This window comes from Natronosalvus caseinilyticus, from assembly GCF_017357105.1.
GTDB lineage: Archaea > Halobacteriota > Halobacteria > Halobacteriales > Natrialbaceae > Natronosalvus > Natronosalvus caseinilyticus.
The window spans coordinates 128,603-144,909 of sequence record NZ_CP071596.1; the positions used below are offsets into that span (position 1 = coordinate 128,603).

Genomic DNA, 16,307 nt, shown 5'->3' on the forward strand with positions numbered 1-16,307 from the left:
TGACGATTGACAGACTTCTCACGGAGCCATATGAATATATCGGGCGGTTGGACCTGGAAAACACTGCTGAACCGAATGAACGGTCCGAACGAACCCGAGAACGATCGGGTCGCTACTCGAGTTCCGCCTCGAGCACGGTACGGAGAGCGGCGATGTCTGCCGCCGTTCGCTCGAGGACGGTCGTCTCGTCTCCGCCCTCCGTCGCGACCGTCATCGACAGCGTCCCGTCGGCGGTTGGCGAACCCAGCTCGACGACGGGCGCGACGCCATCGAACGCCTCGACCACGGCGTCGGGGTCGGTCGTCTGGACCACCGCCCGTCCGGGGAGTTCGTGAAACAGTCCCGCCTCCAAGTCGTCGGTCGGCAGCGCCACCTCGAGGCCGACGTCGGCGGTCACCATCTCCGCGAGCGTCACCGCGAGGCCGCCGTGGCTCACGTCGTGGGTGGCGAGCATCGAGTCGGCGTTCGCGACGGTGGCGAGCGTCTCGAGCCGTTCGGTGGGCGTCTCGGGGAGGACGGGGAACCGATCGGTGCCCCCGAACTGGGCCAGGAGTTCGGAGCCGCCGAGGGCGAAGGAATCGCGCTCGAGGGCGTCGTCGCCGACCAGGAGGAGCGACGACTCCTCGGCGCGCGCCTCGAGGCCCGGCGCGTCGTAGCCCGGCTTCGTGCCGACCATCGCGAGCGTCGGCGTCGGCGGGATGGGGCCGCTCACCGAGTCGTTGTAGAGGGAGACGTTACCGCCGACGACCGGCACCGAGAGGTCGGCGCACATCTCCGCCAGGCCGTCGACGATGGCCTTGAAGCCGCCGTAGACGTCCGGCTTCTCGGGGTTGCCGCCGTTGAGACAGTCCACGGCTGCGAGGGGGGTCGCCCCCTTGACGGCGAGGTTGGTCGCGTTCTCGAGGGCGACCGCGCGTGCGCCGTCTCTCGGGTTCGCACTCGTCCAGTTCGGAGCGGCGCCGGCGGAGATGGCCAGTCCAGATTCGATATCTCTGATCGCGACGATCGCCGCGTCGTCACCCGGCGGAACGCTCGTCCGGACCCCCACCTCGTGGTCGTACTGGCGGTAGACCCACCGCTTGGAGGCGGTGTTTGGCGAGCCGACGACGGCGTCGAAGGCGTCCTCGAGGTCGGTATCTGGGAGGTCGGTCTCGGGTTCGGTCGGCTCCTCCCACGGCAGGTCGTTCATCGGCGCGCCGTCTCCGAGGAACTCGGCGTCGACGTCGACGACGGTCTCTCGCTCTCGCGGTTCGCCTCGCTCACCGCTCGAGTCATCCGAGGCGCGTGGCGCCTCGCTCCCCTCGTAGGTACAGACGTAGTTGCCGTCCGTGACCTCGCCGATGACCGAACAGCCCAGGTCGAAGCGTTCGGCAATCTCGCGAACGCGTTCGACGTTCTCGGGAGCGACCTCATAGCACATCCGCTCCTGAGATTCGGCGAGCAAGATTTCGAGGGGCGACATGTTCGGCTCTCGCTGGTGAACCCGCTCGAGGGCGATTTCGGCGCCGAGGCCGCCCTTGGCGACGAGTTCGCTCGAGGCACCGCCCAGTCCCGCGGCGCCGAGGTCGCGGGCCGATTCGATCAGCCCCTCGTCGATCATGACCTCGTTGGCCTCGATCAGCAGTTTCTCGGCGTAGGGGTCGCCCACCTGGACTGCAGGGCGGTCCTCGGTTTCGGCGTCCTCGGCCAGGTCCTCGCTCGCGAAACTCGCGCCGCCGAGGCCGTCGCGGCCGGTGGCGTTGCCCACCAGCACGAGTTTGTTGCCAGGTTCCTGGGCGACAGCCGTCACGAGGCGGTCCTCGGTGAGGAGGCCGACGCAGGCGACGTTCACCAGCGGATTCCCCTCGTAGTCGGGGTGGAAGTCGACGCTGCCGCCGACGGTGGGGACGCCGATGCAGTTCCCGTAGTGGCTGATTCCCTCGACGACGCCCTCGAGGAGGTACCGGGAGTGCTCGTTCTCGAAGGGGCCGAAGTAGAGGCTGTCGGTGAGCGCGATCGGGTAGGCGCCCATCGAGAGGGTGTCTCGGACGATGCCACCGACACCCGTGGCGGCGCCGTCGAAGGGGTCGACGTAGGAAGGGTGGTTGTGGCTCTCGATGCCGAGGGTGATGTAGACGTCCTGGTCCTCAGTAGTCTCACCAGCGGGCAGCGCGACGACTGCCGCGTCGTCGCCCGGCCCCACGACGACCTGTTCGCCCTCGCTCTCGAACGCCGACAGCAGCGGTCTCGAGGATCGGTAGGCGCAGTGTTCGCTCCAGAGGTTCTCGAACAGCGCCGCCTCCGCTGGTGTGGGCTCTCGGCCCAGTTCGGCGACGATCAGTTCGTGGTCCGAATCGGCTTCGCTCATTCACCTAGGTGGTGAAAGTCGGACAGTAAAGGGGTTTCCATATCCACGTTCGTGCATCGTCTCGAGTCGTTCGATTTTTTATTCGCGTGGGACTGGTTAGAACCAGTATACTTTTGTCGGGCCGTCCTGGTGTCTCTCGTATGAGCACCTCCGAGACGCAGCAGGCGAACCCATTCGAGAATCCAATGGTCCGCTACGCGCTCGGTCTCTCCGGGGCGGCGATCATCGCCTTCGTCGCCATCGTCTACCTCGAGGGCCTCGCTCGCTACCTCGCGCTGGGACTCGCCATCCTCGACGCCGTCCTGATGCCGAAGTTCCTCGAGTACGCGCTCGAAGCGGAGGAGACTGCCTGAGCGACGGGTGTCCGACGGTTTTTGTACGAGACCGCCGAATGCGATGACATGAAAACCATCAAGGACAGCGTCCACGACCACATCGTGGTCGACGGCGTGGCACGAGACCTCCTCGACACGCCCGCCGTCCAGCGCCTCCGGAACATCGCCCAGCTGGGCACCGTCTCGCTCGTTTACCCCTCCGCGAACCACACCCGCTTCGAGCACAGCCTCGGCGTCTATCACCTCGCCTGCGAGGCCCTCGAGCACCTCGGTATCGGCGGTATCGAGGCCGAGCGAGTCCAGGCCGCCGCCATCCTCCACGATGTCGGCCACGGCCCGTTCAGCCACAACCTCGAGGAGCTGACCCACCGGAAGACCGGCCGGTACCACGACGACGTCCACGACCTGCTGGCCGCGGGCGAGATCGGCGACGTCCTCCGCGAGCACGACCTCGATCCCGACGCCGTCGCGGACCTGGTCGCCGGCGACGGCCGCTTCGGGCAGATCGTCTCGGGGGAACTGGACGTCGACCGCATGGACTACCTCGTGCGCGACGCCCACCACACGGGCGTTCCCTACGGGACGATCGATCACGGCCGGCTGGTCCGTGAACTTCGCTTCGCCGACGGCGAACTCGTCCTCGCGGAGGGGAACGTCCAGACCGCCGAGAGCCTCCTGGTCGCTCGCGCGCTGATGAATCCGACCGTCTACAGCCACAGTGTCGCCCGCATCAGCAAGGCGATGCTCCGCCGCGCGGGCGAACAGTTGCTCGAGGCCGAGGAAACCGACGCCCACACCCTCCAGCGGATGGACGACCACGACCTGATCGTCGCGTTGCGCTCGAGCGGCGCGACCGAAGAGTTCTCCCGGCGCCTGGACCACCGCGACCTGTACAAGCGGGCCGTCTGGGCCGAGATCGACGACGTGCCGGGCGGGATCATCGAGGCCGACCACGAGTCGATTCGCGAGTTCGAGCGCGAGATCGCCAACATCGCAGGTGTCGATCCCGAGACGGTCATCGTCGACGTGCCGTCGAGGCCGTCGATGAAGGAGTCCACCACGCGCGTGCTGGTCAACGGCGACGTGCGCCAGCTGGGCCGCCAGTCCCCGCTCGTGGACGCACTGCGGTCCGCCCAGTACTCCCAGTGGCGACTCGGCGTCTACTCGCCCGACGAGGTGCGCGAGCCCGTCGGCCGGGCGGCCGTCGACGTACTGGGACTCGATATCGACGGTCCGCTGGTTACCGAAGTCCGTGACGGACTGTACGCGACGCTGGATCAGTTCGTGGACTGAGGACGACTCGAGCGCTCGCAAACTCGCCTCCGGCCTCGAGTCGAAATCGGAACCGACCCAGACTCGAGTGAGAGACCCTATCGAAACGCGAACCGTTGAAGGCTCCCGGACCGAAACGAGGCGTATGGAACTCACCGGAACGATCCTTCGGGGAGCGGACCTCGAGCCAGTCGAGGGCCGACTGGTCGTCGGCGACGATGGCCGAATCGAGGCCATCGAGGAGGTATCGGTCGGGAGCGACGACGTCGTGCTCCCGGCGTTTATCAACGCCCACACGCACGTCGGCGACTCGATCGCGAAGGAAGCCGGCGGCGGGCTCTCTCTCGAGGAACTCGTCGCGCCACCGGACGGCCTCAAACATCGCCTGCTCCGGGACGCCAGCCGCGAGGAACTCGTCGCGGCCGTCCGAACCTCGCTCGAGTACATGGAACGCGGCGGTACGGCGGCCTGCTTCGACTTCCGGGAAGGCGGCGTCGCAGGCGTGGAGATGCTTCGTGAGGCCGCCTCGGGTCAGGCGATCGACGCCTACGCGTTCGCCCGCGAATCGCTCGAGGCGATGGAGGCGGGCGACGGCTTTGGGGCCAGCGGGGCCAACGACGACAGCTTCGACCGCGAGCGCGAGGCGACCCGCGAGGCCGACAAGCCCTTCGCCATCCACGCGGGCGAGGCCGACCCCAGCGACCTCCACCCGGCGATAGACCTCGAGCCGGAGTTCTTGGTCCACGTCGTCCATCCCGAGGACGACCACCTCGAGCGAATCGCACGCGAGGAGATTCCCGTCGTGGTCTGTCCGCGCTCGAACCTCGTCACCGGGGTCGGCCTCCCGCCCGTCGAGGAACTGGTCGAGCGAACGACGCTCGCGCTGGGCACCGACAACGTGATGCTCAACTCGCCGTCGATGTTCCGGGAGATGGAGTTCCTCGCGAAGTGCTCCGACCTCCCCGCCCGAGAGGTCCTGCGGATGGCAACGGTCAACGGAGCCGCGCTGATGGATCTGGAGTACGGGTCGCTCGAGCCCGGAAACGTCGCTCGCGTCCTCGTCGTCGACGGAGACTCATCGAATCTCGACGGCGTCCGCGATCCCGTCCGGGCGGTGGTCCGACGGGCAGGGGTCGACGACGTGAAACGAGTCGTCTTCGCCGACTGAGGGTTCTGTGAGGATAGCGCGCTGGACCCGCCTCGAGGCTGTCGTCCGTCGGCCGTCGCTCGAGTGAGCGGTGGACCGATACTGACAGCTCGAAGGAATCTTTTTGACGGGAGACGTGTAACGAAAGCTAAGGTACTTGCTGGATTGCGACAACTCAACGTCTACAGCAAAGTTGCGACGGGGAGCGCGTGTCTCGGCCTGATCGTCCTTCTCGTCGTCGGCGGCCCGCCCTATCCCTACGAAGCGGTCATGCTGTTCGGTATCGCCGCGCTCACGGTCGGACTGGCGATGTATCGGAATTCCGGTTCAGACGATGACGACGAGTATGCACCGGACAGCCCATCGACGCGTTCGGATCGGCAGAAAGAACGCGAGAAGAAGGTTGAAGCGGACAAAGTGCGGGCTATAAACGAAGGAAACCTGTAATGGGTTCGGCGGGGCGCGGGTATCGAACTCGCCTCTCGAGAGGAACTGATCGAGAGGGATTCGGTGTGTCACCCGGGAACCGCCCTGCACCTACCGCTGCGGTCCGTTACCAGTCACTCGATCGGCATCGCCGTGTTCCGATAGGCGACCCCGCACGCGGGGCAGGTTCCGGGGTTCGTCGTCGCGGTGACCGTGTCCCCGCACTCGAGGCACTCATAAGTCGATTCGGCCGCTGGGTCGTATGGAGCGTCCTTCATGGGTAGCCGGCCACGCGACGGTCGGTGGCCACGTGGTGCAATATTTGCCCGACGCCGATGGGCGTGGTGGTTTATTTCTAAACCCCTCTTCGACACACCAGGTTTACTATTGAACCTTCGTCGCGTACGAGTCATCGAACAGGATCGAAAAGAGCGTTCGCTCGACCGCCCTGACGTGGTTCGAGAAGGCCGTCGGAGAGATGTCCAGCGAGTCGGCGACAGCCGAGCCGGTCTGGGCTCGCGGCGTCGCGAAGAATCCGGCGTGGTAGGCCGTCCGAACCACCTCGAGTTGGCGGTCGGTGAGGGACTCCAGGACCGCGGACTCGAGGCGAGCGCCGGTCGTCGGGGGGCCGGTCCGTTCCCGGCGGGTCGCGAGCCTCGCGTCGAGGTAGGTCGATCGGACGAGATCGTCGATCGATGCGGTTTCGACGGGGCTCGGCACGTCCACCGAGAGCGTCGTACCGTCGGGATCGGCAGTGAGGCGGCGGACGACGCCGCCGTGTTCGGCCAGTCGGGTCGCGAGCGCCAGCTCGGAGAGCGTGAGTCGGACGAGCCCTCCGTCCGCGCTCGCACTCGCGTTGACGACGTGTGCATCCTCGACACCGGTCAGGGACGCAGCCCGGTCGACGACCGCCTCGGGCGAGCAGCCGGAGACGGTGACGAACGTCAACACGCCCGATTCCAGGCGCTGAATACCGCCTTCGAGGTCGAGCCGACACTCGAGGGTTCGGGCGAGGCGATCGATCGCCGTTCCCGTGTTCTCGACGTCGGTCTCGTAGGTGAGTTCGGCTACGCGACCGCCCAGCAGGGCGTGGGTTCGTTCGACCGACCCGATCGCCGAGGCGATGGTCTCGCCGAGTTCCCGGAGCACTTCCCGCGCGGTCTCGTCGAAGGCGTCGGGTCGGTCCGCGTAGACCGTCAGCGCACCGTAGCTGAACTCGTCGTACGCGAGGGGAACGCTGGCGACGGATTGAAACCCGCGGGTCAGCGCCGGCGAACGCCACTCGCCAGCCCGCAGATCGCTCGCGACGTTCTCGACGACCGTCGGCGACCGGGTCTCGAGCGTCTGCGAGGTTGGCTCCGACCCCGTCGAATCGGCCGCGAGGGTCTCGAGCGCGTCGAGGTATCCCTGGCCGTCGCCGGCCCAGGCGCGGGGCGTGACCTCGTCGGTTCGCGGGTCGAGCGACCCGATCCAGGCGAACGCGAATCGGTCGGCATCGGTGAGGCGATCGCAGACGGCGCCCTCGATGTCGTCGCGGGTGTCGGCCCGGACGAGGTCCCGCCCAATCTCGCGGATGATCTCGTTGATTCGATCGAGCGCGCTCAGGCGCTGGTTCTGCCGCTTGAGTTCCCGATCTCGAGCCCTGAGTCGCGAGTCCCGTTCGACCCGGTCGAAGGCGGCCTCGGCCGTCGCCGCCAGCAGGTCCGCGACCTCGACTGTGACGTCGTCCAGCGCGGCGGGGTCGGTAGTTCCGGCGAGGAAGACGCCGTGGTCAGCGAGCGGGACGATGACCCCGCTTCGAAGCCCGTCAACGGGTGAATCGGACGGGTCGAGTTCCTCGAAGACGTGCGTCTCGTCCTCGACGAACGCGTTCGCGAGCGCGTCGTCGGCTCCCAGCGAGATCGCCTCGAGTCGGTCGCGGTCGCCGGCGCCGCTGGAGGCCGCCACCTCGAGCGCGTTCGCCGCCGTGTCGAAGCGATAGACCGCGGCCGAGGGGAGCGAGAGGACGGCCTCGACGTCGTCGACGACGCGCTGAGCGATCTCGACCTCGGACTCGGCGTACAGGAGGGCGCGAGCCGTCTCGTGGAGCGACGTGAGCGCGCGCTCGCGCTGCTTGCGAGTGGTGACGTCGCGGCAGCTAAACAGCCGACGGCCGTCCTGAATCGAGACTTCGCGGACGTTCACGAGGAGCGCGTGTTCGTCGCCGCCCCGGTCGGTCGCCGTACACTCGACGTTCGTGAGGACGCCACGGTCGGCGAGTGCGTCTTCGTCGTAGAAATCGCCCAGCAGGGCGTCGATCGTTCCCAGTTCGTGGATCTCCGCGGCGGTGTAGCCGAAGATGAAGTGGACGTTCGGACAGACGTACGTGAAGCGCCCCTCCTCGTCGGTGAGCAACACCGTGTCGGTCATGTGCGCGAGCGTCACCCGGTGGAGTTCCTCCGAGCGTCGGAGTTCGCGGATCGTCTCGACGCGTTCGGTGACGTCGCGACCGAGGACCACCATCCCCTGATCGCCCGAGTCGATCGGGTGAAACGAGAGCGCGAGCGTTCGTTCCTCGAGGTTCGGACGCGTTCGTTCCTCGCCGTCCGGAAGGGCTCGTTCCTCGGGGTCCGGACGCGAGAGGGTCACCTCTCGCTCCGCGTACGCGCCCGATCGGGCGGCCTCGAGCCCCGACTCGAGTGGACTGACCGCCTCAACGGGCCAGTAGCGGCGGTCAACGAACGAGCGGCCGACCGGATCGGCCCCTGCCTCGAGGCGCTCGCGGACGACCGGGTTGGTGTCGGCGATCGTGCCGTCGGCCTCGAGCACCCAGAGGTACGTTCCGGCGTCCGACGCGTCGCCGCCATCGCCACCCGCTGATCCGTCGGCGATGGCGTCGAACTGGCGGGCCCGCCGGTGTGCGTCGGAGTGAATCCGGAGGCCCTCGGGTTTGTCCCGATCCTGGAGGACCGCGTCGAGCATCTCCTGGAGGAGCGACTCCCGACCATCGAACGGAACGTAGCCACTTGCGCCTGCCGCGAGGTGCCGGCTGGCGAGGCGTTCGTCCCCGTCTCGCGGCACGCTCACCAGGGGGGTGGTCGGCCAGCGCGCTCGCACGCGCTCGACGAACGAGCGCCCGTCGTCCGGCGTCGTCGCGTCGACGAGGACGACGGCCGGGTCGTCGCCGTCCCACGACGCCAGCGGATCGTCCGAATCAGCCGTCGAAACCGCCACAGGCTCGAGTTTCGGAACCGTCGCCTCGAGAGTCGCGCGCACCGCCTCGATCCAGTCTGGGGCACCGATCAGCAGCGCCGTGTTCGGTGCGGATTCGTCGATACCGGTACCGCGTTCCATCGGTGGCCATTCTCATCGAGCCACTATAGTAGTCCGCCTGACGGCCGTTCGGGAGACTGCCTCGAGGGCAGGTTTTATCGGCCGCGGCCTCGCCGTCTCCGTATGGTCACGGATGCGGACACGAATACGGGCACGGACACGGACATCGGAGCCGTCCGCGAGGTCGACGCCGGCGACTGCGACGACCTCTACTACGTCGACACCGGCATGTACGACACGAGCGAGTACGGCGCGGCGTACGTCCTCGACGCCGAGCGTCCCGCCGTCGTCGAGACGGGCATCGGGACCAACCACGAGCGCATCCTCGAGGCTCTCGACGCCATCGGAATCGATCGCGCGGACCTCGAGGCCGTCGTCGTCACCCACATCCACCTGGATCACGCCGGCGGCGCCGGCTTCCTCGCCGAGGCGTGCCCGAACGCCGACGTCTACGTCCACCACGTCGGCGCCCCCCACCTGATCGATCCCGAGCGCCTCGTCGCCGGGACGAAAGCCGCCGTCGGCGACCAGTGGGAGTTCTACGTCGACCCCGAACCCGTCCCCGAAGACCGGGTGATCGAGTTCGAAGACGGCGACGTCATCGACCTCGGGAACTACTCGCTGATCGCCCACGATGCCCCTGGCCACGCCCCCCACCAGGCCGTCCTCGAGGTTCCCGAGCTGGACGCCGTCTTCACCGGCGACGCCGCCGGCATCTGGGTCCCCTCGCTCGAGACGATTCGCGAGACCTCCCCGCCCGCACAGTTCTCCCTCGAGGGCTGCCTGGACGACCTCGAGACGATCCGCGAGATCGATCCGTCGGTCCTGCTCTACACCCACTTCGGCCCCCGCGAGGTCGAGGATCTCGACGCCGCGCTCGAGACCTACGGCGACGTCCTCGAGTCGTGGGTCGATCGGGTGGAACGAACGCGAGCGGAACTCGAGGACGACGAGGCCGTGGTCGACGCACTCGCCGAGGAGGCCGACGAACGATTCGTCGAGGTCTGGGGCGAGCGAAAGACGCACGCCGAAACCGCGATGAACGCCCGCGGCGTGCTGGGGTATCTCGACTGGAAGGGTGAGTGAATTCGCGTCGAAAAACGGCTCCGGCGACTCCCGCTAGCTCGAGTCCGACTCCGCCTCGGTGATCGCGCTCGAGACGTCGTCGTGGGAGGCCGCCTGGCTCGATTCGCCGTCCTCGTCCGACGACCTGGACGACGAGGCGAGCGGTGAGGACGGATCGGGCGTCGTCGACTCGTCGGATTCGGCGTCCTCGTCCGAGGCGTCGTCCGGGACGTCAGGCGATTCGATACCGGCGAGATCCGCGGCGAGCCGGCGATAGGCGACCGCAGCTGGACTCTCCGGATCGTGCACGACGAGGGGCGTTCCCGCGTACACGCTCTCGCGAACGAGCGGATCGTCCGGGACTGTACCGAGGAGGGCCACGTCGAGTCGGTCGGCGATCTCGTCGTAGGAGACGTCGCCCGCCGGGCGCGTCCGGGTGACGATCAGCCCGGCCGTCGAGCCACCCGCTCGTTCGGTCAACTCGATGGTCTTCTTCACGTCGTGAACCGATGCCGGTTCCGGGGTGGAGACGAGAAAGACGGCGTCGGCGAGCCCCAGCGGAAGGACGGTCTCGTGGCTCACGCCCGCGCCGACGTCGAGCAGGACGTACTCGAATCGCTCGCGAAGCGTCTCAACGACCTCGCGGAGCCCCTCGGGGCTCGTTTCGGCGTAGTCGTCGAGCCCCGTCCCGCTCGGGATCGCGACGATGTTCTCGGCGAGGTTGTACGTGGCGTCTTCGATCGACGCGTCGGACGCCAGCACGTCGTGGAGCGTCGTCGACTCGGGGGTCAGGCTCACGAACCCGGCCAGGTTCGCCATGCCGAGGTCGACGTCGACGATGGCGACGTGTTTGCCAGCCTGGGCGAGGGCCGTCCCGAGGTTCACCGTCGTCGTCGTCTTCCCGACACCGCCTTTTCCACTCGCGATGGCGTATACCGTCTCTTGAGACATACTCGATTACTAGCCGGACAGTGTAGCGGGAGGACCTTAAATCGTGAGTACACCGCCTCGAGTCGTGTCAGTGCGACTGAGTACGCGCCTCCATCGTCGCGCTCGACGCAGGAAGCAGAAATCAGTGGGCAGGAACTCGAGACGATCGACAGGGCTCGAGTGTCGAAAGGATGCGAGCGTCGAGAAGGTCGCGAGCGTCAATCGAGTTCGGTCGGATCGATCTCGGGCAGCGTAATGAGGTTCTCCCGACCGATGCGGAGTTTCTCGATCTCGTCGTCGTCGTCCATCTTCGAGAGCAACTGGGAGACCTTGGCGTTCGACCAGCCGGTCTCCTTGACGATCGAGGCCTGTTTCATCCGACCGCCGTTGCCCCGCAGGAGTCGAAGCACTCGCTCTTCGTCGCTGAGCAGGTCTGGATCGATCCCGCCCCCGTCGTCGGGTTCCTCGAGCGGGTCATCCGATGGGGCGGCGACGGGCGGGGTCGTTGGGTCTTGCGTGCTCGGTTCGTCGTCCTCGAGTCGGTCGCGAACGGGGGCCGGGAGCCAGGCAGGTACCGAGGACGACCCCGAACCCGAACCCGAACTCGAGCGCTGAGTCACGAGGTAGCCACCGACGACGGCGACGGTCAGCAACGCGAGGGCGGCGCCACCGAGGAGGACGCCCGTCGAGGCCCACGATTCCGGATCCTCGGGTGGCGGTGTCTCGCCGCCGGGTCCGTCGGTCCCCCCGGTGCCATCGTCCGAAGATTCTCCCCGCAGCAACACGAATTCACGTTTGTCGTCGCCGTCCTCGACGAATTCGACCGGGCCGTCCCAGACGAGTGCCCCATCGTCCCGTCTCGAGAAATCGTCGGGGAACGACTGAAACCCGTAGTTAGATGGGATAGCGACGACGAGTTGCTGGTCGGTGTTCAGCGCCGGAAACCAGGAGCCGTCTCCGTCCGGCGTCTCGAACGCGTCACCCACGTGAATCTTACTCCCCTCGGTCGTCGCGAACGACTCCCACGTGAACGAGTAGGCGACGACGCCGACGCGATCGGTCGACTGTTCGCCCATCGGACCGCTTCGATTGACCTCTTCGATTCGCGGCTCGTCGTACCCAGCGTCGACGAGTGCCATCTCGCGGCCGGTCGCCTCCGAAGCCGCGGCCACGTACCGCTCGTACGTCGACGCGTCGTAGCCGGCGTCGCGCTCGCCGTTGGCGACCGAGGCGGCGTACGACTGGAACGCCTCCTCGTCCTCGGCGTCCTCGAGGAGGAAGCGACTCTCGATCGTCCACCGGGCGTCGCCGCTGTCCGTGACGTTGATCTTGATCACCTGCTGTGGGTCAGCCGGCTGGAGCTGGCCGCCGTCGCCATCGTCGTCGCTGTCGTCGTCCTGGAGGACGAGCGGCGACTGCTCGAGCGACGACGGTCCGTGAGCCGAGTGGTCGGCGGGCGGGGTCGCGGCCACGACGCCGACACTGACGGCGGCCACGAGGAGGACCGTGAGGGCAACGACACTCGCGCGGGGAAACCGCATACGTCTCAACGGGTATCTCCCAGGGCAAAAAACCCTTTCCATCCCCAATAAAACGTTATTTCCGCTTCTAAACCGTCTCCGACGCTCTCGAGGCGTTTCGTAACGCGGTTTTATCTGTCGCTACACTACACTGATCCGGAGACGGGCGGGTTTTTGTACCAGGGGTTCTATAGCAGTGGCTAATGCCCAAGGCGTCCCCCGCCCTCCTGGCGTTGTTACTGGTCTGTGCGCTTCCGGCGGTAACGCTGGTCGCTGCCGCTCCTGCTCCCGAGCCGACGACCGGCACCGAGACGCGATCGACGACCCTGACGCCGCACGACTCGAGCGGTCCCTTCCTCGAGCTCGAGAACACGGCGAATCGACTCACCGTCCCCGAGGAGAGTAAGCGCACGTATACCTCGCCGACGCAGGATTTCGGAACGGCTGTCGCGTCGGCCGACGACGAGGTTCGCGCCGACGCCGACCACTTCGCGTTCGAGCAAGCGTTCGACGAGACGACCGATCCGAACGAACGTGCCGACCTGATCGACGCCTCGCGTGACAGGATGGAAGCGCGCGTAGACGCCCTCGACGAACGCGAACGGCGGGCCGTCCAGGCGTACGCGAACGGCACCATCACCGAACAGGAGTTCACGCAGATGGTGTTGCGCAACTACAACGAGGCGAACGCGCTAGAAGCGCAGTACCGCGACCTCCACGAGTACGTCAACCGAGTTCCTGGATATAGGAGCGAAAACATCCGCCCCCTAGCAGGAACCATCGCGACCCACCAGAGCCAGGCCCGCGCCGTGATCGCTGGTGCCTCAACCGCGGACCGGTCACCGTCAGTGACCATCGAAACGAGCGCCGAAGGGTATCGGCTCTCGCTGGTTTCAGGAGGCCAGTTTTACCAGGAGGTGACTCGCTTCGATCACCGGGACCGAGACGGTGAGTCCCAGTTAAACTCGCTCACCGACGCGGAGAGCCACGCGGAGGAGCGCTATCCGTGGGTGCATAGCAACATGAACTCCCGCTTTTCCTCCACGACGTTCAGCCCCAACCTCTACCTGATCGAACTCTCCCACAGTCACGGCGGCCTGCACAGCTACATCGACGGCGCGACCGAAGCCGTCGCCCGCGAACACCAGTCGCTCGGCCTTTCGCGACTGCCGATCGAACACCAGAACACCTGGGAGCGAGACACCGTCGCGATCACCCTGAACCGAACCCCTGGAGACGGGCCCGCGGAAATCCGCGTGACCAACCTCGAGACCGGCGAACCGGTCGAGGCGACCGTTCGTCTCGATGGCGTCGCCGTCGGACAGACAGGGAGCAACGGACACCGCTGGCTGGCGACGCCGGCGGGAGACTACGAAATCGAAGTAGAGACGGCAGACGAGACGGTGACGATCGCGCCTGCCACCTGATATCCGTCGCGACACCGTTTGTCCATCCAGTACCTCGAGAGACCTGTCGCGACAGCCCGCCGTCGGTCTTCTACCTCGAGAAACCCGTCCCACAGCAGGTCAGTACCACCGGGAAACGACGCGAGCGATGCCACGCAACTCGCCGCCTCGCACATCGATCCCTCGTAGAGCAGTCGGCCGACCATTTATATTCGAAGCCGCGGCCAGGATAGGCCGTGTCGACGATTCGACCCGTGACGGACGCTCGATCGGCTTCTCCGGTCGACCTGGAGAGCAACCGCGATCGAGCCGTCAGCCCACTCGTCGGGACGATCTTGCTCATCGCGATCACGGTCTTGCTGGCGGCAACCGTCGCGACGGCGATGGGGTCGCTCTCACCCGTGCCCAATACACCCACCGCGGCCATCGAGTTCGAGGTCGACACCGACCGGAACGAACTCGTGTTCGAACACGCAGGCGGCGACGCACTCGACGTCCGCGACCTGACGCTCGAGGTAACCGTCGACGGTGAACCGCTCGCCCACCAGCCGCCGGTGCCGTTCGTCGGGGCGACGGGGTTTCGTGGCTCTCCCTCGGGGCCGTTCAACGCTGCAACCGATCCGACCTGGACAGTCGGCGAACGCGCGACGATTCGTCTCGCCGCGACGAACTCGCCGGCGCTCGCGGAGGGGGCCGTCGTTCGTGTTCACCTCTCGAACGACGATGGGACGGTCGCGCGGGTCGTGGCCGAGGCCTGCTGATGACCACCGCTCGAGGAGTCAGCAAAAGACCCATAGCCCCAACGGTCATCGAAGCGAGTATGACCGAACCGACTCCGGCCAGAGACGGGAGCGGCGGGACCGGCGGGGCCGACGAGACCGGCCTCGAGGGGCGGATCGACGTGGACTTCGGCGACGACGGACTCGTACCCGCCATCGCCCAGGACGCCGACTCCGGGGAAGTGCTGATGCTCGCGTACGTCTCACCGGCGGCGCTCGAGGCGACCCTCGAGACCGGCAGGGCCCACTACTACTCGCGGAGCCGCGAGGAGCTGTGGGAGAAGGGGGCGACGAGCGGCCACACCCAGTCCGTCGAGGAGGTGCGCGTCGACTGCGACGCCGACGCCCTCCTGTACCTCGTCGACCAGACCGGGGGCGCCTGTCACACCGGCCACCGATCGTGTTTCTATCGGACGGTCGAGGGCGAACACGTCGGCGAGCGGGTGTTCGATCCGGACGCGGTCTACGACGGGGACGACAGCGAGGGCGACAGCGAAAACGCCAGCGAAAATGGCATCGAAGACGACAGCGAGGGCGATTGAGGACCGATGCCAGACGCCGCTCACGATCCGACGACGGACGACGGATCGAACCCGAGAGCCGACGCCGACGCAGCGAGAGAGCGACTCGAGCGCGCCAGCAAGCGTCTCGAGGCCGCGAAGACGGCGATCGACGAGGCCGGCGGCCGCGAGACCGTCGAGACGGGAGCCGACGCCTACCGAACGGCCGCGAGGCTCCTCGACCGGTACGTCGACCTGGCGACCGGCACGGGGCGGGAGACGTTCCAGCACTACATCAACCTCGAGGGCGAGTACTCGACGCTCGTCGAGGGGTTACCCGCGGACCTCCCCCACCGCGAGGCGTTCGAGGCGTCGTTCGAGGCCGTCGACAGGCGTCGACTGCACGAGTCGGACTTCGAGCGAGCGGAAGCGGCGCTCGAACCGGCCGAGCGCTTCGTCGACCTGCTCGAGGAGTACGCGGCCGCCGAGGAAGAACTGACGCTCGCGAGGAAGGCGGCGATCGACCAGGTCGACGCGCTCGAGGACGAACGCTCGAATCTGCAGCGACTGCGCTCGCTCGCCGACGCCGACCTCGAGGCCCCGGTGGAGCGCCTTCGAGACCCCATCGATGCCTACAACGAGTCGATCCGGGAGGCCTTCGAGTCGTTCCTGTACGACCAGTCTGCGCGGACGGTGTTCAACCTGCTCGAGCGCAGCCGACTCCGGCCGTTCGTTGACTTCGAGACGCCGCCGCCGGAGCTGCGCGAGTACGTCGAGGAAAACGACGCGGGCACCTACTCGGTCCCGGAACTCCTCGAGTACGCGGGGTACTCCCGGTCGAAACTGGATCACTACGTCGACGACCCGGACGAACTCAAGCGGCGAATCGCCACACGCCAGACGTACCTCGAGCGGATCGACGCGACGCCGCTGACGCTGTCGTGGCCGCCCGCGGACGCGACGAGCCTGCGGTACGCGATCCGGGACCGACGACCGCTGGTCGAACGCGTCGGCGGACAGGAACTCGTCGAGTGCCTGCTCGCGGTGCGGGAACGAACGTTCGACGACGACTACGACCGCCTCCAGACTGCCGCGAGCGCGCTCGACCAGCTCTCGGCGGCCGAACGCGAGCGCCTCCAGAATCGGGACATCGATGCGGAACTCGAGGGGGTTCGAGACGCACGCGAGGAGCTCGAGGAACTGCTCGCGGACGGGTAGCCCTCGCAGACAGATAGCCCTCGAAGGCGGCGACCGTCGTGACTCGAGAG

The 16,307-nt window shown here is 67.1% G+C and carries 13 protein-coding genes and 1 pseudogene; 9 read left to right on the forward strand and 5 right to left on the reverse strand.

Annotated elements, in window-relative coordinates:
* Nucleotides 1-112 precede the first annotated feature (112 nt).
* Nucleotides 113-2,347: a phosphoribosylformylglycinamidine synthase subunit PurL gene (gene purL / locus J1N60_RS00635; RefSeq protein WP_312909842.1), complete on the reverse strand. Its 2,235-nt coding sequence runs from the start codon at nucleotides 2,345-2,347 to the stop codon at nucleotides 113-115.
* A gap of 140 nt (nucleotides 2,348-2,487) precedes the next feature.
* Between purL and J1N60_RS00640 the strand changes: the two genes are divergently transcribed.
* From J1N60_RS00640 to J1N60_RS00655, 4 genes are all read left to right on the forward strand, one after another.
* The gene (locus J1N60_RS00640; RefSeq protein ID WP_312909844.1) at nucleotides 2,488-2,700 is read left to right on the forward strand and encodes a hypothetical protein; all 213 of its coding nucleotides are present in this window, start codon (nucleotides 2,488-2,490) and stop codon (nucleotides 2,698-2,700) included.
* 48 nt (nucleotides 2,701-2,748) lie between these two features.
* A complete protein-coding gene (locus tag J1N60_RS00645) occupies nucleotides 2,749-3,975 on the forward strand; it encodes an HD domain-containing protein (RefSeq protein WP_312909846.1) in 1,227 nt (408 codons plus the stop codon).
* 124 nt (nucleotides 3,976-4,099) lie between these two features.
* Complete coding sequence (locus tag J1N60_RS00650; protein ID WP_312909848.1) at nucleotides 4,100-5,122, forward strand: amidohydrolase family protein; 1,023 nt, start codon at nucleotides 4,100-4,102, stop codon at nucleotides 5,120-5,122.
* 144 nt (nucleotides 5,123-5,266) lie between these two features.
* Complete coding sequence (locus tag J1N60_RS00655) at nucleotides 5,267-5,548, forward strand: hypothetical protein (protein ID WP_312909850.1); 282 nt, start codon at nucleotides 5,267-5,269, stop codon at nucleotides 5,546-5,548.
* 113 nt (nucleotides 5,549-5,661) lie between these two features.
* Here J1N60_RS00655 and J1N60_RS00660 read toward each other — a convergent pair whose 3' ends face one another.
* Together J1N60_RS00660 and J1N60_RS00665 are read right to left on the reverse strand one after the other, a co-directional pair.
* Entirely contained in the window at nucleotides 5,662-5,805 is a 144-nt protein-coding gene (locus J1N60_RS00660; protein WP_254158337.1) for a rubrerythrin-like domain-containing protein, read from the reverse strand.
* Nucleotides 5,806-5,911: 106 nt separating this feature from the next.
* Nucleotides 5,912-8,860 carry a bacterio-opsin activator domain-containing protein gene (locus J1N60_RS00665; RefSeq protein ID WP_312909854.1) on the reverse strand — a complete coding sequence of 983 codons (2,949 nt, stop codon included), beginning with the start codon at nucleotides 8,858-8,860 and terminating at the stop codon, nucleotides 5,912-5,914.
* Between the two features lie 102 nt (nucleotides 8,861-8,962).
* On the opposite strand from J1N60_RS00665, the gene J1N60_RS00670 reads away from it, so the two are divergent.
* Nucleotides 8,963-9,925, forward strand: a complete 963-nt coding sequence (locus tag J1N60_RS00670; RefSeq protein WP_312909856.1) for an MBL fold metallo-hydrolase — start codon at nucleotides 8,963-8,965, stop codon at nucleotides 9,923-9,925.
* A gap of 33 nt (nucleotides 9,926-9,958) precedes the next feature.
* Here J1N60_RS00670 and minD read toward each other — a convergent pair whose 3' ends face one another.
* Nucleotides 9,959-10,855 (reverse strand): cell division ATPase MinD, encoded by an 897-nt coding sequence (gene minD, locus J1N60_RS00675; protein ID WP_312909858.1) that lies wholly within the window; start codon nucleotides 10,853-10,855, stop codon nucleotides 9,959-9,961.
* Nucleotides 10,856-11,052: 197 nt separating this feature from the next.
* The gene (locus J1N60_RS00680; RefSeq protein WP_312909860.1) at nucleotides 11,053-12,375 is read right to left on the reverse strand and encodes a helix-turn-helix transcriptional regulator; all 1,323 of its coding nucleotides are present in this window, start codon (nucleotides 12,373-12,375) and stop codon (nucleotides 11,053-11,055) included.
* 182 nt (nucleotides 12,376-12,557) lie between these two features.
* Between J1N60_RS00680 and J1N60_RS00685 the strand changes: the two genes are divergently transcribed.
* The 4 genes and pseudogenes from J1N60_RS00685 (at nucleotide 12,558) to J1N60_RS00700 (ending at nucleotide 16,257) form a co-directional block, all read left to right on the forward strand.
* The gene (locus tag J1N60_RS00685) at nucleotides 12,558-13,781 is read left to right on the forward strand and encodes a DUF7096 domain-containing protein (protein ID WP_312909862.1); all 1,224 of its coding nucleotides are present in this window, start codon (nucleotides 12,558-12,560) and stop codon (nucleotides 13,779-13,781) included.
* Nucleotides 13,782-13,996: 215 nt separating this feature from the next.
* A complete protein-coding gene (locus tag J1N60_RS00690; protein WP_312909864.1) occupies nucleotides 13,997-14,521 on the forward strand; it encodes a type IV pilin N-terminal domain-containing protein in 525 nt (174 codons plus the stop codon).
* A gap of 134 nt (nucleotides 14,522-14,655) precedes the next feature.
* Nucleotides 14,656-15,015 (forward strand): annotated as a pseudogene (gene hisI, locus J1N60_RS00695) (phosphoribosyl-AMP cyclohydrolase); the annotation flags it as partial.
* A gap of 72 nt (nucleotides 15,016-15,087) precedes the next feature.
* Nucleotides 15,088-16,257, forward strand: a complete 1,170-nt coding sequence (locus J1N60_RS00700; RefSeq protein WP_312909866.1) for a DUF7118 family protein — start codon at nucleotides 15,088-15,090, stop codon at nucleotides 16,255-16,257.
* Nucleotides 16,258-16,307 lie beyond the last annotated feature (50 nt).